This is a genomic window from Bacillus cereus group sp. MG20 (genome assembly GCF_040459885.1).
GTDB classification, from domain to species: domain Bacteria; phylum Bacillota; class Bacilli; order Bacillales; family Bacillaceae_G; genus Bacillus_A; species Bacillus_A cereus.
In genome coordinates this window covers 3275135-3300241 of record NZ_JARVHF010000001.1, presented here as the reverse complement: position 1 = coordinate 3300241, position 25107 = coordinate 3275135, and the positions used below count along the sequence as shown (strand labels likewise).

Sequence of the window (25107 nt, the reverse complement as noted above, 5' to 3'; positions counted from 1 at the left end):
TTAATTTCTGTACATTAAATATCGTTCATACCACATATCTACGAAGTCTGGTGCGAACGGACCTTTTCTTTGATGAATCCACTGTGTTAAATGTGCTACATTTCGTTTTAAAATTGTATCGATAACAGGTGGATACTGCATAATTTGACTATGTTTTTCATACTCATCTTCATCTAGAAGCGTATATGTCATATCTGGATACACTTTAATATCTAAATCATAATCAATATACTTTAATGCTTCAGAATCATACGCAAAAGGGGAGCTTAAATTACAATAATAATATACGCCCTCTTCCCTAAGCATCCCAATCACATTAAACCAATAGTTGGCATGAAAATAACAAATTGCTGGTTCACGCGTAATCCATGTTCGGCCATCCGATTCTGTAACTACTGTACGATCATTCGCTCCGATCACAAGACTCTGTGTCCCTTTTAAAATTGTTGTTTCTTCCCACATTCTATGAATGGAGCCATTATGTTTATAACTATGTATTTGTACTTTTTCTCCTTCTTTGGGAAATCCCATATATGCTCCCTTCTTTCAACTGCAAATGCCCTTTGAACGGCATTCACTTTTCTTCTATTATAACTTTTTTGTCAAAATTTTAAAACTAAAGGGATAAGACTCTATTTTCCACACTGAATATGCAGGAGGTTTATCGTTGAATACAATAATACCCAATCTTCTCAGAAAACAAGGATTGTACTGTATTATTTATAAACGAGGACATGTAATAGAAAAAGCCCCTCTCTATTTGAAGGACTTTTCACCTGAAGGCAATAATATATCTTATCCTAAATTTGAAATCATTTTTTCAGTTGTAAAAGATTGGATTACACTATTCGTTTGTTCTTCAAATTTCTCATGTAACATCTTCAACGCTACTTCTGTTCTATATATTTCCTGACGGATAAAATGCAGTTCTTTTTTATCGCACGTATCTTTTTCATTCATTTCAATTTGTTGATACTTCTCTAAGTGTGATTGCAATTTTAACAGCTCATCCATCGTTTCCAATTGTTCTCCCACCAACTTATCAAAATCGTTCATTACTTACCCCCTTTTGAATTTCTTCATCAGTTATTATTCCTAATTACATATTTCTAATCTTTAACTTCCTTCTCCTTTGACAACATTTGTTGACTTATTAGAAGTTATGTCGTTCACTTTCTTTTCATTACAATGACCCGCACACAAAGAAAACACTTCTCTCGAATTGGAGAAGTGTTTTTCTTTCATTACTCGTTTGAACTAGAAGATTGTGATTGTTTTGCAGCTGACTTAGCATTTTGTTTTTTCACAGCATGCACGTCTGTTTCAGTTGCAAATTCTGTACCATAACTAGCGTTTGCACTTTGTGCACCAGAAGCTTGTGCTTTCTTTGCTTCTGATTGTGCGTTTGCTTGTTTTACTGCTTGTACATTTGTTTCAGTTGCAAACTCTGTACCATAACTAGCATTTGTACTTTGAATGCTAGCACCAGAAGTTGCCTTGTTATAACCTTGTTGTTTTTTACTCATCTTTCTCACCTCCACAATCAATAATGTAACCAATTCAACTAGAAGCTATCCGTAATTTTCTTTTAAAAAAATTCCGCATATATCTCTTGTTACTCATTCAAACTATAGAAAATGGAGGTGGAAATATGTATATAGGACGCGATATGACTGAACTAACGACGCTTTCAAAAAACGAATGGAAAGAAGATGAATTAGCTTATTTTCATCATTCATTACAACAGATTTTGCCCTATTTAAATGCGGAAGGGCAAAGTATTTATAAAGAAATTGTAATAGAGATCGAATCAAGGGGCGGCTTACAAGAAGGTGATGCCAGTTGGACTCATGGGACAAAAATTTCTTACGATTAAAAAAGTGTTCCCAATTTAGGGAACACTTTTTTGTTTATTGCATTGTAATTTTCTCAACACAACTCTCATAAATCGTACGATGCGATTTAGAGAAAGGTAACTGCTCAAATGCTTCTTTCGATACAAGTTTCAATGTATCTGTTTCAACAATATCACCGGTTACTTTTCCGTAAAATACAAATATATCCCAAGTACGATGAGTAAATGTATGTTGTACATTCATTGCGTACTCATCAATAGAAATCGAAAGCTCAAACTTTTCTTTCATATAATCTATAAGCTGTTCTTTCTGACTTCGAATCCCTTCGCCAAGTTCAATATTCGGAAACTCCCACATATTAGCTAATAATCCGCTACTTGGACGTTTATTAATAACGTAACGACCATCTTCAGTTTGAAGTACTCCTGCAACAAGCGGTACCATTGTAGGAGCTTTCGCTTTACTTTTTACTGGTAGTTCTTTTTGAACACCTTCAGCATATCCTCTGCAATGCTCACGTACAGGACAAAGTAAGCAAGATGGATTTTTGGGAATGCAAATCAATGCACCTAACTCCATCAAACCTTGATTAAAATAAGATGGATTTTCTTTCGAAATAATTTCACGCACAATCCCTTCAAAAACTTTTCGAGTCTTTGGTTTTGCAATATCATCCCATACTGATAAAATGCGAGATAATACACGCATAACATTTCCATCAACTGCCGGCTCTGGTATACCATATGCGATACTTAAAATAGCGCCTTTTGTATATGGTCCGACACCTTTTAACTTTTCAATTTTCTTTACATCACTCGGTACAACCCCGCCGTATACTTCTTTTACCTCTTTTACTGCCGCATGTAAATTACGTGCTCTAGAATAATATCCTAAACCTTCCCATGCTTTTAATACTTCTTCATCATCTGCGTTCGCTAACGCTTCAAGTGTAGGAAACTTCCCCATAAAATTTGCGTAATATGGTTTTACAGCTTCTACTCTTGTTTGCTGTAACATAATTTCCGAAACCCAAACGCGGTATGGATCTTTATTTTTTCTCCATGGTAAGTCGCGCTGTTCTTCTTCAAACCAACCAATTAAATCATTTTGAAACTGCTCTATATTAAAATTTTTTAGTATTTCAAGTGTCAAACTTGATCCCCCTCATTTTTTTGCATATAAGTACTATTATAAAGATTTTAGGAAAAAATTTAAGTAAGATGACATAGGAAATTGAAGGCAAAGGACTTGAGGTATCGAATAAAAAGAGTTACATTAATAAAAAACGGAGGTGGATTTCTATGGACACAGCCACTCACCTTGTTATGGGTATCACTTTAGGTAGCTTAGCAACATTAGATCCAGCCATAGCACAAAGTGATATTGGCCCACAAGCTGTTATGCTTGCTACAATTGCTGGTTCCAACATTCCTGACATTGACACAGTTTTAAAATTGCGTAATAACGCTAAATATATAAGAAATCATCGCGGAGTTACTCATTCCATTCCCGCGGTAATTCTTTGGTCATTCCTTATAAGTGGCATCTCTTTCGCCTTCTTTTCAGACGCTCCATATCTTCATCTACTACTTTGGTCATTTATTGCAGTCTTCCTTCACGTCTTTGTAGATATTTTCAACGCCTATGGTACACAAGCATTACGGCCTTTCACAAAAAAATGGGTCGCACTCGGCGTGATTAATACATTCGATACCGTAATTTTCTTTATCCATATACTTGCAATTGCTTGCATGCTCGTCGGTTCTCATAAAGGATACACTGCCTTAGCAGCATATATATTAATGATTGTTTACTATATCGGACGAATTATGATGCACAGAAATATAAGAAGCGTTGTACACAAACGTTTCAAAAATGTCGAAAAGATTATCATTTCTCCTTCTTACCGATTTTATCATTATCATTTAGCAGTCGTTACAGCTGATTATTACTACGTTGCGAGATGGCACCGTGGTAACATCATGATATATGACAAGTTCGATCGGGTACCGTTCCCAGACAATGATATTATGCGAGCAGCTAAACAAGATGAAAACATCTCGGCCTTCCTATCTTTCTCTCCTGTATATCGCTGGGATATTTTTGATCATGATCATTATTACGAAGTACGATTCATTGATTTACGGTATCGAAGTAAAGATTATTATCCATTTGTCGCGATTGTTCAGCTCGACCATAATTTAAATATTATTAGTTCCTATACAGGATGGATTTTTAGTGAAGAAAAACTTCGAAAAAAACTGGAATTACTTCCACATTAAAAAAAGCGACTCAAGTCGCTTTTTTTAATGTTTCAAATGATCTTCTTGATTAATTAAATGACTATACTTCGGATTGTTTGTACGCATTTCATGAAGGCGTACACCATGATTATTAATCCATGATCGTACCACTTGCTCAGTCATTTCCTCACCTTGATAACGCCCTGATTTTGCATAAGTTGTTTGAAAATCTTCCCAAAGTAATTCAACCCATGCACGAGCTTGTCCGTAAGAAAGCTTGTCATTCTTGTCTAATAATTCTTTCGTTAATGCTTCATAAATATCATTCATGTTCTAATCTCCTTTTACCTATTTATCCCTTCATTTCTAAAGGATAGTTTCTTCTGTTTTGCACATTCTATAAGTGATACTTCTTAAAGAGGTATCAACTGATGAGGAGGAGGGCGTTCGCAATGGGTAAACAAGCCGAATTTTGGTCTGAGTCAAAAAACAACAGCAAAATCGACGGTCAGCCGAAAGCGAAATCACGCTTCGCTTCGAAGCGACCTAACGGCACAATTAACACGCACCCACAAGAACGTATGCGTGCTGCAAATCAGCAGGAAGAGTAGTACAAATTAAATTAACTTCCTACACGAGGTGATAAAGATGAGCTACCGTGATCGCTTAGATAGTCGTTCTGAATTATTTAACCATACGTGGACTCGTCCAAAACATGCGAAAGCGCAAGTTAACGGACAGACGCAACAAACCCAGTCTCTCATTATATTGGCAAATGAATGTAAAAAACGCCAATTTTAGAATCTCCTATCTCCTTTAACGCCTACCAAAGATGAAAACCAGAGAGATATGTGCTCTCTGGTTTTTATTTTTCTTGCAATAAGGAAATTGGTATGCCAATCTCTTCATTATCATTTTGCTTATATCCCCAAGCAAATACCCCATTGAAATACGTAATTTTAAATAATACACCAGGTTCTTCTACTAATTCATATATTTCACCAATACGGAACTTGTTTATATCCGTCATATAAGCACGAGCCATTGCCATTTTTCTCATTAATACATCAAATTCATTGACAATCCCAAGCTGCTCAGCTTTTACTGCTTGCTCCTTCAAAGCGCCAATTTCTTCCCTTAGCTCATGCGGTGTCATTTCACTGTAGCGTTTTGGCATATTCATCTTATTCTCCTCATTCCTCTTCGCGTTTCATTTGCAAAAATATCTCAATTTCATCAATAGAGAATCCTTTTCTATATAACGCTTGTTTCATCTTGTTTTCAAATGTCCATCCATCATGCTTCTTATATTTCTCATAATATTTATTCCCATGATAGTGTAACGCTTCTTGTTGCTTTTCGTCATCTCTTTCGTCTTTCAATTCTTCCAAACAAATTTGAATTACTTCTCTAGAATATCCTTTTCGAACAAGCATCTCATCTAACTTTAGCTTCATTTGTAAAAAAGAATGCTTTTGATAAGATTTTTTCTTCTTTTCTATGAGAAACAAGGCATTCTCAATTTGCTTTTCCTTCGGATATTCTTGTAAACTGTGCATAATAAGTAAATCTTGAACACCTTTATTTAACAACTCTCTTTTAATAACAGTTGGACCTTTTCGATTCACATTACTTTGCGTTCGCGTATATAAAACAGCGTACTCTTTATCATTAATATATCGGTCATGTAATAATTTCGAAACGACTTCAGAGATGATGGCTTGTCCCACTTCTTTTTTTCGTAAAAAATCTTCTATTTCTTGTTTTGTTCTCATTTGATAGGATAAATAGGAGATTGCTTGTAAATATGCTTTTTGTACCTCTTCATTGTACAAAATATTTCCTAACTCTATTTCATCAATTTCTAAGCCTTTTTGTAATCCATGTTTCATTAAGATTACTTGATCCACACTAAACCCGTACTCTTCACCTTGGCCTTTATCAATATAAATATTAAATCGTTCTTTCGATCGTTTTTGTACTTCTATTTTTGTAATGACAGCCATACTCTCACCTCTCTATTATTTTAACATAGTCGAGGAACATTTTTTCTTTTCAAGAATATATATAATGAGGAGGAAATACTTGTGAAAATCGCAATTTCTGGTGGTACAGGCTTTATCGGTAAATATCTTTCTACTTTTTTTGTTCAAAAAGGATATACTGTTTACATCCTCACACGAAAAAAAACTACTGAAACTTCCGACCCTAACCTTCAGTATGTTCAATGGACACCAGATTTACAAACCTTCCCCCTCTCTTCTATTGATGTAGTTATTAATCTAGCCGGAGAGTCTATTAATAGTAGATGGACAAAGAAACAAAAGAAAGCCATTTTAAACAGTAGAATTCAAACAACAAAAGGACTCATTAAACAATTGCAGGCACTCCATAAAAAACCACATACATTTATTAATGCAAGTGCTATTGGATACTACGGAACATCTGAAGTAGAGTCTTTTACTGAGCAACAAGAAACTCCCGGAAATGACTTTTTAGCAGAAACAGTATTTTTATGGGAACAAGAAGCAGCTAAAGCATGTTCTCTCGGAATAAGAACAATTTACACAAGATTTGGCGTTGTATTAGGTGCAGATGGCGGAGCCTTGCCAAAAATGTTACTTCCCTATCAATTCTATATCGGCGGCACCATTGGTTCTGGGAAACAATGGTTATCATGGATTCATATAGACGATGTCGTTCGTATGATGGATTTCATCATGCACAAAAAAGAAATTGATGGTCCTCTTAATATGACAGCACCAACACCTATAAGAATGAAGGAATTTGGAAAGACCATCGCTGCTGCAACGAGAAAACCACATTGGCTGCCTGTCCCTTCATTTATGCTTCACGCCTTATTAGGTGAGATGAGCATACTTGTACTAGAAGGGCAACATGTATTACCTAGTAAAGCAATTAAACATGGATATCAATACACATTTCCGGCAATAGACCATGCATTACAAAATATACTTTCGCATACAATGTAGTACTTCTAAAACACAATTTTACATGGGCCCTTTTAAAACTTTCATTTTCTAGGATCCGAAGCATTACCATACAAATAACCTTTCAGTTACTTTCCCTCAACTTCCATTAGCATTATAAAGTAACAGAAATGAGGTACCTATGAAAATATTGCTCAAACAAGCCATTGTATACCCTATTACATCTCCAAAGTTTCAAGGCGATGTACTCGTTACAGGAGAGCGAATTACCGAGGTCAAACCTTTTATTCAACCTACTCAAGATATGACCGTTATAGATGCACGAGCACTCCATCTCTTACCTGGCTTTATTGATGTCCATACTCACCTTGGTCTCTATGATGAAGGTACTGGTTGGGCTGGAAATGATGCCAATGAAACATCTGAAGTTTCAACACCACATATTCGTTCTTTAGATGGAATCCATCCTCTCGATATCGCCTTTCAAGACGCTGTACAAAATGGAATTACAACCGTTCACGTTATGCCTGGCAGTCAAAATATTATCGGGGGTACTACTTGTGTAATAAAAACAGCTGGAACTTGTATTGATCATATGATTATTCAAGAACCTGCTGGTTTAAAGATTGCCTTTGGAGAAAACCCTAAAAAAGTCCATAGTAATGGAACAAAAGAATCCATAACACGTATGGGGATTATGGGGTTACTTCGGGAATCATTCTATGAAGCACAACACTACGGACACGAAGCTGATTTTCGAATGCTTCCTATTTTAAAAGCATTACGTCGTGAAATACCCGTACGTATCCACGCTCACAGAGCAGATGATATTAGTTCTGCGCTACGCTTTGCAACGGAATTCAACCTCGATCTACGTATTGAACATTGTACAGAAGGACACTTTCTTGTTGAAGAGCTTTCGAAACACAATTTGAAGGTTTCAGTTGGTCCCACTCTGACACGCCGTTCTAAAATCGAACTAAAAAACAAGACATGGGATACTTACCATATATTATCCAAAAATGGTGTGGAAGTTTCTATAACAACCGATCATCCTTATACACCCATTCAATATTTAAATATTTGTGCCGCTGTCGCAGTAAGAGAAGGATTAGACGAGAAAACAGCACTAGAAGGAATCACCATATTCCCAGCGCGAAATTTGCGTTTAGAGGATAGAATTGGAAGCATCGAGGTTGGAAAAGACGCCGATCTCGTGTTATGGACTCATCATCCTTTCCATTATTTAGCCAAGCCTGTACTAACTATGATTGATGGAAAAATAATTTACAAAAAAAATAAAAAAAACTAGTTTATTTTTTTGACTAGATAAAGTATTATACGATTATAAACTGAATGAAACCATAATCAATTTGTGTCGTGATTATCATTTTCAAATTGATGAATGGGGAAGGCAAATGGTGCGCCACCAGCGTTAGAAACTGGTTCTAGTGGGTTCGATTCCCACCCCGAAATTTTTTAAAGATTGATATAAAAATTTCGAGGGTGGGGTGTTTTTTCGTCATGCTACCCTCGTGTGAGGAGGAGTTAGTATGTTGAAAAAACGCGACTTACACGACAGCCACGTTCTATACGAGTTAATGGTGGATCCAGCTGTCTTCCCTTTTGTGCGTCAAAAGGCTTATTCTTATGAAGAATATTTATTCTTAACGAAACAAACGATTGAAGCTGAAGAGCGTGGTGAATTAATTTCACGCACAATTTTAGATGAATGGGGTAACCCTATCGGAACAATTACTTTATTTGATGTGCAAGAAAAAGCTGGATTTCTCGGGACATGGCTTGGCAAACCATACCATGGAAAAGGCTATAATAAATTGGCAAAAGATTCATTTTTTAGTGAACTTTTCTACGAATTAGATATTGAAACAATTTTCATGCGTATTCGTAAAATAAATATTCGTTCTATTAAAGCTGCAGAAAAACTGCAATATGTGAATCTAGCAAACGAAACAAGAAAAGCCGTATATGATGAAATTAACGCAAACGAAGAAGTATATAACTTATATGAAATTCCAAAAGATCAATACACACTTGCTACAATGCGAGATACAACCTTCCAAGATGCTCATCAATTAAAAGAAGCATAATCTAAATTTTCTGAAATGATAATCAATCATTAACATTTCCCATATGCGTATATCCCCTCATGTCTTTGGAAACGATAAATAGTAACTTTAAGACACGAGGTGATTTGTAATGGATAAAAAGAAACGTGATAAAGCAAAAAACACATTATCTAGTACACAAGAAGTTCTCTATCAACGCGAATTTCAAAAAGCAGATCGTGCAGCAGGATATCGCTCGAAAAGCATTTAAAGTGAAAATGAATAATTAGAAGTTTCCCCCCTAATTATTCATTTTCATTACATAATTTTCTCGACTGATAGAAGTAAGCAAAAAGGCCCCTTATGCTTATGCATAAGGGGCCTTTTTGCTGTGGACAACTTTATCCACAAAACTGATGCAATTGTTAGTAATTTTCAAAAACACTTAATATTTTTCTATATTAAAGCATATATCAGCTGTTTTAATTGTGGATATTTTTCTAAAAATTGTGGACAATGTGGATATAGTTGTTAATATTCCGACTTTACTGTTTAATGAAAGCGCAATTATTTTGTGGATAACTGGCTAAATTTTCTTTGAAAATAATAAAGAACCCTCTTTACATATACAAAGAGGGTTTCATATTAAGTAAAAGATTGTGCAAGAGCAGGTGATTTAATAGGTATATGACGCGGTTCTGCATGATTTTCTGCCAAAATTGCATCTACAATATGACCAGCTGGCTCTGGAAGATAGATGCTTTTCATTGCTTCTTTCATTTGAAGAAGCTTCACATCATCTTGTAATAATGCCTCTGTTTTTGCGAAAACCTCACTATCATCGCGAATGACAACTGCTGCTCCTTTTTTTTCAAAGTACATCGCATTTTCATTTTCTTGTCCTGGAACAGGCTTATATAAAATGACAGGTACTTGCAACGCTGCTGCTTCACTTAATGTTATTCCGCCTGGCTTCGTAATCATACAAGAAGTAACTCGGAATAATTCATCAATATTTTCAACATACCCAAACACTTTTAATGCATCGGAATTTTGCTTCTGTAAACTTAATAAATCATGTTTTAAAGCTTCATTTTTTCCACAAACGACAACTACTTGTAAATTAGGCACTGACATAAATGATTGGCATAGTTCTTTTACATTTCCTAATACCCCATGAGCACCTGCTACAATTAGTAAAATCTTTTTATTCTTACATAACTGATATTTATTATATATGATGTCTGAATTTACCTTTAACTCAAAACTACTCCGAATTGGAATTCCTGTTTCAACAATTTGTTCCGCAGGTACACCGATATCAACCATCAATTCTTTCACGTAATCCGTTGCAACAAAATAACGATCTACTTCTCGATGAATCCATATTTTGTGCACGCAAAAATCCGTTAATACGTTATAGACAGGAATTGAAATCCCCGTTTGTTTTTTCAATTCTGGTACAGCAATAATTGGAAATGTATTAATTACAATATCTGGTTTCTCCACCTGTAACAGTGTTTTCAAACGTTTTCTTCCAAAGTTCGCATACCAAGATGCTATTTTCTTATCATAAATTTTTTCTACCCCGTAATAAAACAAACGATATAATTCTTTTCCTATTGTATAACTTTTTAAATATAGATATTTTGTAATGTCAGTTATAAATGGATGTGATTCTCCAAACAAGTCGCATACAATAACATCTTCAATTCCTTTTTGGCGAAATGTTTGTTCTAATGTTTTTGCTACTTGCACATGACCATTACCGTAATGTGCAGTTAATATTAAAACCTTGGGGTTTTTTATCAAACAAATCCACTCCTAGCTTTTTGTTTCTCCATATTGCATATACGACAATAGGAAAAACATTTTCCTTAAAAATTACATAAACAGATTCTAATAATTCCCTTTTCAGCTATGTACCTGTCGTGGATATGCAAAGCATATAAGATTGACCCCTTAATCCTATCTGTGCTCATATCTTTACATTATACTTTCCTATAAGAGCTTTCGCAATAACTTACAAATCTTCTCTATTCCATGATACTCACTCTTTTACTTCTTAATTCTTTTTACTATTTTGATTTCCCTTTACAATTATGTAAATTTATCCACTTAATCCGTACAAAATTATGGATATTCTACTTTCAGTATACTCTTTTATCAATATATACTCTAGATTTTATTGTAAAGAAAGCAAAAAGCCTAATCCAATATTTGGATTAGACCGCTTGTAAAATATGTTTAGCATGTTCTACATTTTTCTCAGTAGGTGGTTCTACATTTGCGAGTGGGTACTTGTGTCCAAGCGCCTCCCATTTATATACACCAAGCTTATGATATGGTAACACTTCAACTTTTTGAACATTAGACAGACTTTGAATAAAGCTAGATAGTTTTTGTAGATCCTCTTCATTATCCGTAACACCAGGAACTAATACGTGTCGTACCCAAATCGATTTATTCTTATCCGATAAATAACGAGCAAATTGTAAAATATGTTCATTTGGTTTCCCTGTTAATTTACGATGCTTTTTGGAATCGATATGTTTCAAATCCAATAAAACTAAATCTGTATAATCCATTAAAATATCTAGCTTATTTTGGAATTCTGGTTCCTCAGAATAACACCCACCAGAAGAGTCGATTGTTGTATGGATACCAGCCTCTTTACACTTTTTAAACAACTCAATTAAAAAGTCTAGCTGTAATAATGGCTCTCCACCGCTAACTGTTATACCGCCTCCGGAGGCTTCAATAAATGGAAGGTAACATGTCACATCCTGCATCACTTCTTCAACTGTTATTTCTTTACCTTTACCGATTTCCCACGTATCAGCATTATGACAATATTGACAACGTAATAAACACCCTTGTGTAAATATGACATAACGAATCCCTGGGCCATCAACAGTACCACAAGACTCTACAGAATGTATTCTTCCTTTTACCATGTTACTTCCTCCTTTATTGAAACAGCCTCCCTTCGCTATGTATTAAAAGCGAAGGGACACTTTTTTCATTTACATGCTTTCATGCATTGTACGGTTAATTACATCAATTTGTTGTTCACGAGTTAATTTAATAAAGTTTACAGCGTAACCAGATACGCGAATTGTTAATTGTGGATATTTCTCAGGATGTTCCATTGCATCCATTAATGTTTCACGATTAAATACGTTAATATTTAAGTGATGGCCTTCTTTTACTGCATAGCCATCAAGCATAGATACTAAGTTACGTACTTGTACATCATCTTCTTTACCAAGTGCTTTTGGAATAATAGAGAATGTATTAGAAATACCATCTTGTGCATCTTCATATGGTAATTTAGCTACAGATAATAATGAAGCTAATGCACCTTTTGTATCACGTCCATGCATTGGATTTGCACCTGGTGCAAATGGTTCTCCAGTACGGCGTCCATCTGGAGTGTTACCAGTTTTCTTACCGTATACAACGTTAGATGTAATAGTTAAAATTGACATTGTATGAACGGAATTACGATATGTTTTATGTTTACGCAGTTTATTCATAAATGTTTTCACGAGATTTACAGCGATCTCATCTACACGATCATCATTGTTACCGTATTTTGGGAAGTCTCCTTCAATCTCGAAGTCAACTGCAATACCATTTTCATCACGGATTGGTTTTACTTGTGCGTATTTAATTGCACTTAATGAGTCTGCTACTACAGATAGACCCGCGATACCTGTTGCCATTGTACGAAGAACATTTGTATCATGAAGTGCCATTTCAATACGTTCATAGCTATATTTATCATGCATGTAATGGATAACATTTAATGTGTTTAAATATAGACCCGCTAACCATTCCATTGTCATATCAAACTTATGCATAACTTCTTCGTAATTTAGTACTTCAGAAGTAATTGGTGCGTACTCAGGACCAACTTGTGCTTTTGATTTTTCATCTTTACCACCGTTAATCGCATATAATAATGCTTTCGCTAAGTTTGCACGAGCTCCGAAGAACTGCATTTGCTTACCGATTCTCATTGCAGATACACAACAAGCAATTCCGTAATCATCGCCGTAATCAGCACGCATAATGTCATCATTTTCATATTGAATTGCTGATGTTTTGATGGACATTTTCGCACAGTAGTTTTTAAAGTTCTCTGGTAATTGTTTAGACCAAAGAACTGTTAAATTCGGTTCTGGAGCTGGTCCTAAATTATCTAATGTATGCAAGAAACGGAATGAGTTCTTTGTTACTAATGGACGACCATCTAATGCCATACCACCGATAGATTCAGTTACCCAAGTTGGGTCACCAGAGAATAATTCATTATAATCAGGTGTTCTTGCGAATTTCACAAGACGTAATTTCATAATGAAGTGATCTACAATTTCTTGTACTTCTTCTTCTGTTAAAGTACCATTTGCTAAATCTCTTTCAATGTAAATATCTAAGAATGTAGAAGTACGTCCAAGACTCATTGCAGCTCCGTTTTGCTCTTTAATCGCTGCAAGATATGCGAAGTATAACCACTGGAATGCTTCTTGTGCATTTGTTGCTGGTTTAGAAATATCGAAACCATGAGAAGCAGCCATTTGTTTTAGTTCTTGAAGTGCACGCATTTGCTCAGATAACTCTTCGCGTAAACGCATTGTATCTTCGCTCATTACACCACCAGTTAAATTCAAATCAGCTTTTTTCGCTTCAATTAAATGATCAATACCATATAATGCTACGCGTCGATAGTCACCGATAATGCGTCCACGACCGTATGCATCTGGAAGACCAGTAATAACACCTGATTTACGTGCATTTCTCATTTCTGGTGTATAAGCATCAAATACACCTTGGTTATGAGTCTTTCTCCAATCTCTAAAAATACGACTAAGTTCTTTGTCCATTTCGTATCCATAAGATTCACAAGCTTGTTCTGCCATACGAATACCACCATATGGTTGTAAAGAACGTTTAAATGGTTTATCAGTTTGGAAACCGACTACTTTTTCAATATCTTTATTTAAGTATCCTGGGTCATGTGATGTAATAGAAGAAACAATTTTTGTATCCATATCAAGAACGCCACCGTTTTCACGTTCTTTTGTTGTTAAATCCATTACTTGATCCCAAAGTTGTTTCGTTGCTTCAGTTGCTTCTGCTAAGAAAGATTCGTCTCCTTCGAAAACGTTTACATTATTTAAAATGAAATCGCGAACATCAATCTCTGCTTTCCATTTTTCACCTTTAAAGTTTTCCCATGCGTTTTTAACATTTTCTAATACTTGAGTCATCCTAATCTCCTCCATTTTTGATTAGTACAGGACTAAGATTTTTTATATAACAGCTTACACACTTAGAATACTACTTTTTTACGAAAGTGAACGAAATAGTTGTGACATGTTTGTGAAATGTTGAGCAAACTACTATATATATAGTGTTAACTTCATTTAAAAGTCTTTAAAATTAACCCTTTCCTTAATTGTATTTTTTTGGTATCCTTATATACGAGTCCTATTTTGTAATATAAGAACAATACCCATTGTAGAGCTGTAATACTCTTATCTCCTAATCTGTTATAGTTTTTATAACAGAACAAAAAAGTGTACACATGTTGTACACTTTTTTTGTTACTTCTATAAAACATCTCTTTTTCTATTGCCATCATAGAATCCGCCACGATTGTCTGTTGATGCAATTATTTGCTCTAGTCCTTCTATATGATCACCTATAATTCGAAGTACAGCTGGAGGATGACCTATTTTTGCAAAATGTTCACTGGGACGAATACGGTTCATCTTATCAACCTCAACACGACATACACATGCAATTTCAAATCCAGAAAGAAGAGCCTTCACCTGTGCTACACAAGGTGACAATAAAGATTTATATCCAATTGCTTTCAAACACTTGTGGCTAAATGCATTAGGTACCGCAATAAGTGAGCCTACCCCTAAATCCTTTCTATCACAAGCTAAATTTAGTGCATACTTAAATGCAGTTACAAGATGAAGTGGTACTCTTAAATCTAAATAATGATTTAAATCATTTAATGCGACGTCCTTTCCATCTGCAATAGCTTTTGCAAAAGGATATAGTTCACTAGCTGGAATAACAAAATCACCATCTATAAATAACACAATTTCTCCTTTTGCAAAATAAGTTCCAAGTGAACGCCCTACATCGTTTCCAAGGGCTTCTTTATATACAATGGTTGTTGCGCCTTTGTCTTTTGCAATCGTTGCTGTTTTATCTGACGAACCATTTACGACAACGATGATTTCAAAAGGTTCAATTTTACGAAGCTCTTCTATAACCTTTCCAATTGTTTTCTCTTCATTTTGTACAGGAATAACAACCGATAGTTGCTTTTCTCTATACAAATTGGATGTAACGCCCCATCCTTGATAAAAATCTTCGAAATTTAAAGTATGATAGACGCTATCCCTTTTCCTCTTTCCATCATAATATCCCCCGCGTATATCACTGCTTACTATTCGTTCTGCAACTGCTTCTATATGATCACCTATCATTCGTCTTTCAGATTGAGAAAGGTTCGTGCCATATGCAGCATGTTCAATCGGTCGAAATTTATTCGGCGTAATAACATCAATAGCACAATGACGGTTAATTCTCCATTTACTTTGTGCTATACGTAAATGAGCTACAATAGGATTAACTAAACATTCATATCCAATACTTTGGACGACTTCTTTCGTCAACGCATGAGGTACAGATAATAAAGAATCTATCTTTAATTCTTCACGCTCTAACATTGCATTTAATATTTGACGCCACACTGTAACGGAATGGGGTTTTTGTTTCTTTAAAAACAATGCGTCCAAATTATTTAAAACGATGTCAGTCTGATCATGTAAAATTGGATTAAGAAACAATTGTAATTTGGAAGTTGGAATAGCAAAGTCCCCATCTATAAATAGTAATACATCACCTATCGCATGTTTTGCGCCAACTGCACGCCCAACATCGTTTCCTAATAGTTCTGTATACCTGATTACTTTACAACCTAGCTGATCAGCAACCTCTTCTGTACCATCATTACAACCATTTGCTATGACAATAATCTCTACTGGATTTAACGGTTTTACCGATTGAATAACTCCTGAAATCGTATCTACTTCATTACTTGCAGGAATAATAACTGATAGCGACTTAGCCATTGTTTTCTTCACGAAACCATTTAATAGTTTCTTTCAATCCTTGTTCCCACGTTACTGTCGCTTGAAATTGAACAAGTTCTCTTAACTTTGTTACGTTCGGCCTTCTATTCGGAATTTCTTCAAAGCCATGTGGATATACTTCCTCAAAAGGAACTTGTACAATTTTCGAAGAAGATTTCGTTAGTTTTTTTATTGTTTCTGCTACTTCTTTTATACTCTGTTCGTTCTCAGAACCTATATTAATAATCTCACCATTTACCTTCTCATCCATTGCCCGAATTGTTGCTTCTACCGCATCACTCACATACGTAAAGCAACGTGTCTGCTTTCCATCTCCATATACGAGAATGTCTTCTCCTTGCAAAGCTGCACGGATAAATCGCGGGATTACTCCTGCATATGGACCATCTTTCGCTCTTGGACCATAAATATTAAAATAACGAACAATCGTTACAGGTAAGCCTTCTAATGCGTATCCTAAACATAATGTTTCTTCTAACGTTTTACAAACTGCATAACTCCAACGAATTTTAGAAGTTGCCCCGTACAATCGATCTCCTTCTTCAGAGAAAGGCGGTTTGCCTTTACCATATACTTCTGAAGTAGATGCAAAAACTACTTTCTTCTTTCCTTTTAATGCTGCTTGTAAAATGTTTCTCGTTCCGTCAAAATTCGTTTCAATGAGCTCTATACTTTTTTCCATTGTCGTTTTAACACCTAAAATTGCTGCTAAATGAAACACTACATCATGTTGATTTACTAATTCATAAATAGAGTTTTTATCTAAAACACTTATTGGAATAACCCGAATCTCTCTCATTAGCTCATTATGATACTTATTTTTCCCTTTATAGAAGTTATCCACAATCGTGACTTCATAACCCCTTCTCACCAACTCTTCAGCTAAATGAGATCCAATAAATCCGGCCCCACCTGTAATTAAACATTTCTTACTCATACACTCACCTTCTTTACGATTCCCCGTGTATCTATTACTCGGTTCATTCCTTTAAAAAGCTTCCAATCGATATTAGAGTGGTCAGTTAAAATTAAAATACAACCTGCCTCTTTAACTGTTTGTTCATCCAAAGCAACAGATTGATACACCTTATCTCCAATTTCCGCGGAAGAAATATATGAATCATGGTATTTTATCTCGTATCCTTCTTTTATTAGTAATTGAATAATTGGCAAAGCCGGTGATTCTCTCAAATCATTTACATCTTTCTTATATGCGATTCCTACAATTAAAACTAGTCCGGGTGATTGCACCATGCCCTTTACTTTCCGGACTATTTTCTCTGGCATTTCTTCATTAATTACATGTGCCGCCTCAATTAATTGACTAATTGCCCCATTCTTTTTTATTCTCCATTGAAAATATAAGGGGTCTACGGGAATACAGTGCCCCCCTATCCCTGGTCCTGGCCAATACGGAGTAAATCCAAAAGGTTTTGTAGATGCCGCTTCAATGGCCTCATAAAAATCAATCCCTAAACTTTCACATAATGTGTTTAACTCATTTACTAAAGAGATGTTAACTAAGCGCTGAATATTTTCAAATAACTTACACATCTCTGCTACTTTCGGCGAACTAACAGGTACAACTACGTCAAAAATGGTACTATATAAATCCTGTACTTTTTGTTTACACTTTTCTGTTTGTCCACTAATAACTTTTGGAATAGATTGAACTGAATATTGACTATTTGCTGGATCAATTCTCTCAGGGGAATATCCGATATAGAAATCTTCTCCTACCTTTTGGCCAGCTTGAGAAATAATAGGAATAATAACTTCCTCAAGTGTGCCTGGATATGTGGAACTTTCAAAAATGAAGGTTTGTCCTTTTTGGAGATTTTGTTGTATATAATGCGAAGCTGAAATGAGGGCACTTAAATCTGGTTCTCTTCGTTCATTAATTGGAGTTGGAACAGTAACAATAACATAATCACTACTTTGGAAATCAGTAATACCTTTATCTGGTGTATTTACTATTAATTTATTTTTAGTCAATAAACTTTGCAACACTTTAGAAGAAACATCTGGAATATAACTTTCTCCTTTTATAATCGATTCTATTTTTCTAGTATCTTTATCTAATCCAAGTACGGTATGTCCTCTTTCTGCAAAATGGACTGCTAAAGGAAGACCAACATACCCTAATCCAATAATAGCTACTTTACTACTAGCATTCATCTGTATTCTTTTCTTCCTTTCTCAATTGTTGAATAGTGTCTCTATCGCGATCTCCATCTGTAAAACTCCCACGTTCGTCTGTATATTGCAATAGATAAGCAATCGCCTCAAGTTGATCACCGAAAATACGGTCAAATGCCGGAATACGCCCATTTACAAATCCATGTTGCTCCGGGCGTACCCGATTGGTTTTTATAACATCTACAAATTCTACTGCTGTAATAGAAAAAACCTCCAAAATAGCTTTCATTTGAGCTAATGGCGGAATAACAAGCGAGTCATATCCTATTTTCTCTATTACCCTTTTATGCATAGCATGTGGTACTGCCGTTAATGAGTTATTCCATAAATCCGGTCTTTTCGCTACTAAATTCATAAAATATTTCCCCATACTAATTGGATCTGCAGGATGAAACATATCTAATAAGCATTGTAAATCATTTAAAACCACGTCACTTCCATCTTCAACAGCTTGCAAAAATGGAGTGAGTTTTTTTGCTGGAATAACAAAATCACCATCAACGAATAAACAAATATCGGCTGTGGCATGCATAGCTCCTATTGCTCGAGCTACATTATGTCCGAGTGCTTCCTCGAATTCAATAACGATAACATTCTCTAACTTTGCCTGTTTAACAGTCTCAAAATCTGCTCCATTCGCGACAACAATAATTTCATCTACCCCTGCTTTTTTCACTTCTTGTATAACAGATCTTATCGTCATTTTTTCTTCTGACACTGGTATAATCGCACTATATTTCGCTTTTTCCTTCTCTAATACAACTGGTTTATAGTTCCCTATAAACTCCCTATCCCTGTTTCCCTCCGAAAAACCGCCGCGTTTACCATATGTTTCGATTACATATTGCAAAGCACGTAAATGATCACCCATAATACGGCTAGTCGCTTTCGGATAAGGAGAACCAGGTGATGTTCCTGTATGCACAGGACGAACCTTATTTGTGTGAATTACATCGACCGAAGCCGTATCAACAATATCTACTCCTCTAGACATCGCTATCGCTTGAAATAGTGCTGGATCTGCTAAATTCCACCACCCAAGTTTCTCGATAACTTCCCTGCTCATCGCATGTGGAATTGCGATTAAAGATCCAACAACAAGCTCTTTTTTATTCAAATAGCGATTCAACATGAACTTTCCAACTGTCGTATAATGTGGTCTCATCTTTAAATAAACCGACCATGTTAAATTATTCACAACAATTTGATGCCCTTGTCGAATTCCTTTCACGAAACGTTGTAACTCTTTACTATCAATAACAATATCACCATCTAAAAACAAAACAATTTCACCTTTTGCTTCTCTAGCCCCAATAGCCCGTCCAACATCATTGCCAAGAGAATGTTTATAATAAATCACGTGACAATGATGTTGTAACGCTATGTCTTTCGTTCGATCTGTCGAGCCATTATCTACTACAATAATTTCGTAAGGCTTGAACTTCTCCACTTCTACTAAAACTTGTGATAAAGTACTCGCTTCATTGTGCGCTGGAATAACAACTGATACTCTCATACTTGTATCACACTTACCCTTCCAAGCGAACATAAGCAATAATAGGAGTACGCACGATTACATCTTCCGGTGGTCCATAAGAAGGAGAAGTACGAACACTTACTGCCCCATCCGTCACAGATAACAGAATGCCTGCAACAATTTCTACAGCTGTAACAACTTGCACTAACTCACCAACATGGTTACGCAATTCATCAGTAAATAACATATATAAGTCTCCTTTCTTACGCTTCTTTTATTGATATAATACTTGTAAATGGTAATAAAACTTCAGTTCCTATACCTTCTTGCAATGTTAAGAAATCATCACCAACTGCTACAATCACACCTGTTAATTGTCCAACTGTCACCGTAATTTCAACGTTTTTACCTAAATACTGCTTTGCAATTTCTTTAAAAGGTGATGTATTGCATTCTTTTAAAATGTTACAAATAATAGATTGAAATTGGCTTGATTTTATAAATTCTTCCGTAGCTTGCTTAGAGTTTCTTTGAATAAACCTTGCAAAGTTTTGCGAAAATAAAAGTCGTTCCACAGCAGGCAATAATTTATCATCTAAAAAATAGCTTAATTGTCTATTAAACAATCTTGATAATTTATGCCAATATTTTCTGAACAGACACATACACTTCTCCTCCTATTATTTTTAGATTATAAAATTTTACATCCATACATCTTAATGTATACAAAATAGATATTTTTGTGATAGGTAAGGCATACATTTTCTAAAAGAAATATTTGTTTCAGGGCAAAAAAAAAACTATCCAAAAGGATAGTTTCTTACACTTCAATATTTCGCAACATCGTATAAATGTCATTATTCACTTTACCAAATGATTTAATGTTGTTTTGAATGTTAGATAATAAAACAACATACACACTACCGTTTTTACTAAATCCATTTAAACAATTCCAACCTGGCATTACACCGTGATTCGAATAGCTTCCTGGGTCTACGTACCAGCCAAATCCGTAATCTTTTTTCACGGCTGTAAACATTTGATCGTAACTCGCTTTTGAAATTAACTTTCCAGAGTATAACGCTTCGTTAAATAAATATAAATCATGTGCACTCGTATATATATCACCACAACCATATAGTTGTGACATGCTCGGAATATTAGGTGTTGTCATATTATTATTTACTATTTTATAACCCGTTGATGGGAATCTTGTTTGTTCTAACGCTGTGCCAAAACCAGAATGTTTCATACCGGCAGTAGCAAAAATATGTTGTTTAATATATTCTTCAAGCGACTGTCCACTTACCTTCTCGGCAATGTATGCAAGTATAGAGTAGTTCGAATCGGAATACTTCCACTTCTCTCCTGGACCACTAATACGCTTTTGATTTCCTATTCGCTTTATCAGTTCTTCATGAGAAATATCTTCTTTTCCTTGCTCATATTCGGGAATCCCTGATGTATGTGTTAATAGATGTTTTAGCTGAATACTATTACCTTGTGGAAAATCTGGAATATACTTCGCAACAGTATCTTCTACTTGTAATTTATTTTGATCTTTCAATTGCATAATAGCAGTTGCTACAAACGCCTTTGAAATAGAGCCAATATAAAAAGTCGTCTCTGAATTATTCGGTACTTGCTGCTCTTTATTTGCCATACCGTACCCTTTATTCAGAAGAACTTTTCCGTTCTTCACAATAACAGCTGTCCCGCTAAATCCTGCGTTTTGTAAATACTGGTCCAATTGAGCGTTTTCATTAATTTCTTGAGGTGGTCCTTCAGCAGGCTGTTCCGCAGCTTGCGCTTGCTTCACTTGTTCTTCCTGCTCTTTTTGTTTTTGCTTCTGTACGTCTTGTTTCTTTTTTTCTTCTTTCTTTTTTAGCTCTTCTTGTTTCTTCATTTCTGCTGCCGCTTTTAAAGTTTCTTCTTTCTTATTATGCGCAACAATTTTTGTATACATGAAATATACAAGTGATAATAGTAAGACGAGAATGATTGTCCTTTTTATGTATACAATCGGCCGATTTGCTTTCCCATTCGCATTATTTTTTTCCTGATCCATAATTGCTTTTTTCCCCTTACTCACCAATAATTTAATTCCTCTACTAAAGATTTATTTTAGTAGATTATGGATAATCCATTCTATATCATCCCTACTTTATCACGCACTACACATATTACCAACCCATATGTACAAAAAAGAAAAAGAAAATTTACAAAAGTAAGATTCCCGTTAAATTGTTAACAAAAAAAGAGGATATCCTGTAAAAAATTGATGTTATCAATCTTTTTAGACATCCTCTTATCTCATTATTTATACGTGTTTTTTCATATCATCGGCAACAGATTCAACATTTGTACCTACGATAACTTGTACACTTGTATTACTTAATTTCATAACACCTTTTGCACCAGCACGTTTTAATGCTGCTTCATTTACTTGACCAGCATCTTTTACTTGTAAGCGTAGACGTGTTGCACAGTTATCAATAACTGTTAAGTTTTCTTTTCCGCCTAAAGCTGCTACGTAAGTTTCACCAATTGAACCTGCAACTGGAGCTTCTTCACCTTCAGCTACTTCCTCTTCGTCTTCACGACCAGGAGTTTTTAGGTCGAACTTCTTAATTAAGAAGTAGAATACAACGAAATAAATTACTGCGTAAATTAAGCCGACTCCCGCTAGTAATAATGGTTTTGTTGCAATACCGAAGTTTAAGAAATAATCGATTGCACCGGCACTAAATGTGAAACCATCGTGAATACCAAGAGTTGTTGTAATGAATAAAGAAAGACCTGTTAATACAGCATGAATACCATATAATACTGGTGATAAGAACATGAATGAGAATTCAATTGGTTCTGTAATACCAGTTAAGAATGAAGTTAATGCTAGACCACCTAACATACCTGTAACCATTTTACGTTTTTCTGGTTTAGCAGCCGCAATCATTGCGAAACATGCTGCTGGTAAACCGAACATCATAACTGGGAAGAAACCAGTCATAAACATACCCGCTGTTTTATCTCCGGCAAGGAAGCGAGCAATATCACCATTTACAACATTACCTGCTGCATTTGTAAAGTCACCAAGTACGAACCAGAAATATGTGTTCATTACATGATGTAAACCGATTGGAATTAATAGACGGTTTAATAAACCAAATAGCCCTGAACCAACTGCCCCTAAATTAACAATTCCATGAGCTAATGCATCGATAGCATTTTGAATTGCTGGCCAAATTTGTGCGAATAGAATTCCTAATATTAACATCACAACCGATGTAACAATTGGGACGAAACGTTTTCCAGCAAAGAACCCTAACCATTCTGGAAGTTTAATCTTATGGAATTTATTATAAAGAAGTCCCGCTATAACACCAACAATAATACCACCTAAAACTTTCATATCCACTTTAGTCGATAATTCGGCTGCCTTAGATACTTGTGTCATTGTATCTGCAAGCTTAGATGGATCAACATTAGCGCTATTACCTATTAAATCTTGGACTTTGCCTAATTTATCTTGTAATTCTACAGTAGAATACCCCTTACTAAGTGCATCAATACTGTTTTTCATAACTAGATAACCAATTGCACCTGCAAGACCTGCTGCACCACTACCATCAACTGAAAGACCGATTGCAATACCAATTGCAAAAATGAGTGCTAAATTATCAAAAACTGCTGCACCGGCCTGTGCCATAACAGGAATATCAAATACATCTGGTTGCCCTAAACGAAGCAATAATCCTGCTGCTGGTAGTACGGCGATTGGAAGCATTAACGCTTTACCAATACGTTGTAAAAACTGCAACATTTTAATTCCCCCTATCAAATTTATGAAATCGTTATCATTATAAGTACGCCTTAGAAAACGCTTTCTATTTACATAACCATAATAACATATAGTTGTATAGATGTGTAGTTTTTATTTTCGAATTTTTTATGGATAAATCTCCTATTTCCAAACTGTTATATAAAAGGGGAATTCTCCTTTTTTAATACAAAGGACTTGAAAGAACGACCTACTATAGAACATATAACTTTCGTTTTATCATTCCACTTTTTCATGTTATTATTTATTTCCGAGCATATCGGGAAAAGTAAACTTAGTTAATTCGAAATAGGAGCGTTGGTACTATGCAGTGCATTGAAACAAACAACTTACAACAGTTGTTAGAACAAGTAAAACCATATACGAAAAAAGGAAAACTTGCTACTTATATCCCCGAACTAGGAAATGCAAATCCAGACGATTTAGGGATTGCCATTTTCCATAAAGAAACAGAATATATCCATGCAGGCAACTCACAAACACTATTTACTCTTCAAAGTATTTCCAAAGTAATTACACTTGCCCTTGCCCTTTTAGACCGTGGTGAAGAATATGTATTTTCTAAAGTTGGAATGGAACCAACGGGTGACCCATTTAATTCTATTATTAAGTTAGAAACGACAAGTCCATCCAAACCCCTTAATCCAATGATAAATGCAGGAGCATTAGCTATTACAAGCATGTTAGCAGGAAAAGATAACGAGGAAAAAATGGAACGTATTCTTCATTTTGTACGTGAAATAACAGATAACCCTACTATTAATTATTCCTCTAAAGTTGCCGATTCAGAATTAGAGACAGCTTATCTAAATCGTTCGCTTTGCTATTATATGAAACAAAACGGTATTATCGATTGTGATATTGAAGAACTTATGGATTTATATACTCGTCAATGCGCAGTTGAAGTAAACTGCATCGATTTAGCACGTATCGGCTTAATTTTTGCAATGGATGGATATGATCCATATAAAAAGAAACAAATCATCCCTAAACATATTACAAAAATTTGCAAAACATTTATGGTCACATGTGGTATGTATAACGAATCTGGTGAATTTGCAATACGCGTTGGTATCCCTGCAAAAAGTGGTGTAGCGGGTGGTATTTTCGGCTGCGTAAAAGGCGATATGGGAATCGGCATTTTCGGACCAGCTTTAGATGCAAACGGAAATAGTATTGCTGGTTTTAAAATTCTTGAACTTCTTTCTGCTCAAGAAGGCTGGAGTATTTTTTAATCGCGAGTTATCCTGCTATACTAGCAGGATTTTTTATTTCACCAAAACCTCA

At 35.2% G+C, this 25107-nt stretch carries 28 protein-coding genes and 1 pseudogene; 9 read left to right on the top strand and 20 right to left on the bottom strand.

The features are described 5' to 3' along the window. The 3 genes from ntdP to QCI81_RS16920 form a co-directional block, all read right to left on the bottom strand. Positions 1-531, bottom strand: coding sequence for a nucleoside tri-diphosphate phosphatase (gene ntdP, locus QCI81_RS16930; RefSeq protein ID WP_000506627.1), 531 nt, complete (start codon positions 529-531; stop codon positions 1-3). Between the two features lie 264 nt (positions 532-795). Further along, positions 796-1056 (bottom strand): YgaB family protein, encoded by a 261-nt coding sequence (locus tag QCI81_RS16925; RefSeq protein WP_000997586.1) that lies wholly within the window; start codon positions 1054-1056, stop codon positions 796-798. Between the two features lie 188 nt (positions 1057-1244). Continuing rightward, the gene (locus QCI81_RS16920) at positions 1245-1526 is read right to left on the bottom strand and encodes a gamma-type small acid-soluble spore protein (RefSeq protein WP_000039034.1); all 282 of its coding nucleotides are present in this window, start codon (positions 1524-1526) and stop codon (positions 1245-1247) included. A 125-nt stretch (positions 1527-1651) separates the two neighbouring features. Here QCI81_RS16920 and QCI81_RS16915 point away from each other — a divergent pair, with 125 nt between their 5' ends. Continuing rightward, the gene (locus QCI81_RS16915) at positions 1652-1876 is read left to right on the top strand and encodes a hypothetical protein (RefSeq protein WP_071730634.1); all 225 of its coding nucleotides are present in this window, start codon (positions 1652-1654) and stop codon (positions 1874-1876) included. A 34-nt stretch (positions 1877-1910) separates the two neighbouring features. On the opposite strand, the gene mutY is transcribed toward QCI81_RS16915, so the two are convergent. Continuing rightward, positions 1911-3008: an A/G-specific adenine glycosylase gene (mutY, locus tag QCI81_RS16910; RefSeq protein WP_353810858.1), complete on the bottom strand. Its 1098-nt coding sequence runs from the start codon at positions 3006-3008 to the stop codon at positions 1911-1913. Positions 3009-3157: 149 nt separating this feature from the next. Between mutY and QCI81_RS16905 the strand changes: the two genes are divergently transcribed. After that, positions 3158-4138 (top strand): metal-dependent hydrolase, encoded by a 981-nt coding sequence (locus tag QCI81_RS16905; RefSeq protein WP_000379115.1) that lies wholly within the window; start codon positions 3158-3160, stop codon positions 4136-4138. A 24-nt stretch (positions 4139-4162) separates the two neighbouring features. On the opposite strand, the gene QCI81_RS16900 is transcribed toward QCI81_RS16905, so the two are convergent. After that, a complete protein-coding gene (locus QCI81_RS16900) occupies positions 4163-4429 on the bottom strand; it encodes a YfhJ family protein (protein WP_000998159.1) in 267 nt (88 codons plus the stop codon). Between the two features lie 122 nt (positions 4430-4551). Between QCI81_RS16900 and QCI81_RS16895 the strand changes: the two genes are divergently transcribed. Together QCI81_RS16895 and QCI81_RS16890 are read left to right on the top strand one after the other, a co-directional pair. Then, positions 4552-4710, top strand: coding sequence for a small, acid-soluble spore protein K (locus tag QCI81_RS16895; RefSeq protein WP_000517891.1), 159 nt, complete (start codon positions 4552-4554; stop codon positions 4708-4710). A 37-nt stretch (positions 4711-4747) separates the two neighbouring features. Further along, on the top strand, positions 4748-4900 hold the full coding sequence (locus QCI81_RS16890) for a YpzG family protein (protein ID WP_000122093.1): 153 nt from the start codon (positions 4748-4750) through the stop codon (positions 4898-4900). A 64-nt stretch (positions 4901-4964) separates the two neighbouring features. On the opposite strand, the gene QCI81_RS16885 is transcribed toward QCI81_RS16890, so the two are convergent. Beyond that, positions 4965-5282 carry a YfhH family protein gene (locus tag QCI81_RS16885; RefSeq protein WP_001057023.1) on the bottom strand — a complete coding sequence of 106 codons (318 nt, stop codon included), beginning with the start codon at positions 5280-5282 and terminating at the stop codon, positions 4965-4967. 10 nt (positions 5283-5292) lie between these two features. After that, positions 5293-6105 carry a recombination regulator RecX gene (recX, locus tag QCI81_RS16880; protein ID WP_000268513.1) on the bottom strand — a complete coding sequence of 271 codons (813 nt, stop codon included), beginning with the start codon at positions 6103-6105 and terminating at the stop codon, positions 5293-5295. 81 nt (positions 6106-6186) lie between these two features. Here recX and QCI81_RS16875 point away from each other — a divergent pair, with 81 nt between their 5' ends. The 4 genes from QCI81_RS16875 to QCI81_RS16860 all read left to right on the top strand — a co-directional run bounded on the left by QCI81_RS16875 (position 6187) and on the right by QCI81_RS16860 (position 9390). Next, positions 6187-7092, top strand: a complete 906-nt coding sequence (locus QCI81_RS16875; protein ID WP_071730632.1) for a TIGR01777 family oxidoreductase — start codon at positions 6187-6189, stop codon at positions 7090-7092. A 139-nt stretch (positions 7093-7231) separates the two neighbouring features. After that, on the top strand, positions 7232-8362 hold the full coding sequence (locus tag QCI81_RS16870; RefSeq protein WP_000698297.1) for an amidohydrolase: 1131 nt from the start codon (positions 7232-7234) through the stop codon (positions 8360-8362). 241 nt (positions 8363-8603) lie between these two features. After that, on the top strand, positions 8604-9161 hold the full coding sequence (locus tag QCI81_RS16865; RefSeq protein ID WP_000914737.1) for a GNAT family N-acetyltransferase: 558 nt from the start codon (positions 8604-8606) through the stop codon (positions 9159-9161). A 109-nt stretch (positions 9162-9270) separates the two neighbouring features. After that, a complete protein-coding gene (locus tag QCI81_RS16860) occupies positions 9271-9390 on the top strand; it encodes a YfhE family protein (protein WP_000358482.1) in 120 nt (39 codons plus the stop codon). A 374-nt stretch (positions 9391-9764) separates the two neighbouring features. Here the strand turns inward: QCI81_RS16860 and QCI81_RS16855 are convergent, their stop codons facing one another. The 13 genes and pseudogenes from QCI81_RS16855 to QCI81_RS16795 form a co-directional block, all read right to left on the bottom strand. Further along, positions 9765-10931 carry a diglucosyl diacylglycerol synthase gene (locus tag QCI81_RS16855; RefSeq protein WP_053565322.1) on the bottom strand — a complete coding sequence of 389 codons (1167 nt, stop codon included), beginning with the start codon at positions 10929-10931 and terminating at the stop codon, positions 9765-9767. Between the two features lie 413 nt (positions 10932-11344). Then, positions 11345-12076, bottom strand: a complete 732-nt coding sequence (pflA, locus tag QCI81_RS16850) for a pyruvate formate-lyase-activating protein (RefSeq protein ID WP_353810857.1) — start codon at positions 12074-12076, stop codon at positions 11345-11347. A 69-nt stretch (positions 12077-12145) separates the two neighbouring features. Further along, positions 12146-14395 carry a formate C-acetyltransferase gene (gene pflB / locus QCI81_RS16845; RefSeq protein ID WP_000195468.1) on the bottom strand — a complete coding sequence of 750 codons (2250 nt, stop codon included), beginning with the start codon at positions 14393-14395 and terminating at the stop codon, positions 12146-12148. Between the two features lie 152 nt (positions 14396-14547). Then, entirely contained in the window at positions 14548-14769 is a 222-nt protein-coding gene (locus QCI81_RS16840) for a hypothetical protein (RefSeq protein ID WP_002094217.1), read from the bottom strand. Next, positions 14738-16282: a glycosyltransferase family 2 protein gene (locus QCI81_RS16835; protein WP_071730630.1), complete on the bottom strand. Its 1545-nt coding sequence runs from the start codon at positions 16280-16282 to the stop codon at positions 14738-14740. Before QCI81_RS16835 ends, QCI81_RS16840 begins: the two co-directional genes overlap by 32 nt. Further along, a complete protein-coding gene (locus QCI81_RS16830; protein WP_064532189.1) occupies positions 16275-17240 on the bottom strand; it encodes an NAD-dependent epimerase/dehydratase family protein in 966 nt (321 codons plus the stop codon). The genes QCI81_RS16835 and QCI81_RS16830 overlap by 8 nt, the downstream gene beginning before the upstream one ends. Next, positions 17237-18481, bottom strand: coding sequence for a nucleotide sugar dehydrogenase (locus tag QCI81_RS16825; protein WP_071730629.1), 1245 nt, complete (start codon positions 18479-18481; stop codon positions 17237-17239). Before QCI81_RS16825 ends, QCI81_RS16830 begins: the two co-directional genes overlap by 4 nt. Beyond that, positions 18471-20018, bottom strand: a complete 1548-nt coding sequence (locus tag QCI81_RS16820) for a glycosyltransferase family 2 protein (protein WP_353810944.1) — start codon at positions 20016-20018, stop codon at positions 18471-18473. The genes QCI81_RS16825 and QCI81_RS16820 overlap by 11 nt, the downstream gene beginning before the upstream one ends. A 13-nt stretch (positions 20019-20031) precedes the next feature. After that, the gene (locus QCI81_RS16815) at positions 20032-20226 is read right to left on the bottom strand and encodes a hypothetical protein (protein WP_000899471.1); all 195 of its coding nucleotides are present in this window, start codon (positions 20224-20226) and stop codon (positions 20032-20034) included. Between the two features lie 16 nt (positions 20227-20242). Then, positions 20243-20644 (bottom strand): LSm family protein, encoded by a 402-nt coding sequence (locus QCI81_RS16810; RefSeq protein WP_048563992.1) that lies wholly within the window; start codon positions 20642-20644, stop codon positions 20243-20245. Positions 20645-20799: 155 nt separating this feature from the next. Then, a complete protein-coding gene (locus QCI81_RS16805) occupies positions 20800-22047 on the bottom strand; it encodes a serine hydrolase domain-containing protein (protein WP_071730625.1) in 1248 nt (415 codons plus the stop codon). 252 nt (positions 22048-22299) lie between these two features. Continuing rightward, entirely contained in the window at positions 22300-23802 is a 1503-nt protein-coding gene (nagE, locus tag QCI81_RS16800) for an N-acetylglucosamine-specific PTS transporter subunit IIBC (RefSeq protein ID WP_000938907.1), read from the bottom strand. A 141-nt stretch (positions 23803-23943) separates the two neighbouring features. After that, a pseudogene (locus QCI81_RS16795) lies at positions 23944-24056 on the bottom strand (transcriptional regulator). Between the two features lie 69 nt (positions 24057-24125). Between QCI81_RS16795 and glsA the strand changes: the two are divergent. Beyond that, positions 24126-25055, top strand: a complete 930-nt coding sequence (gene glsA / locus QCI81_RS16790; RefSeq protein ID WP_001149850.1) for a glutaminase A — start codon at positions 24126-24128, stop codon at positions 25053-25055. Positions 25056-25107: the final 52 nt, after the last annotated feature.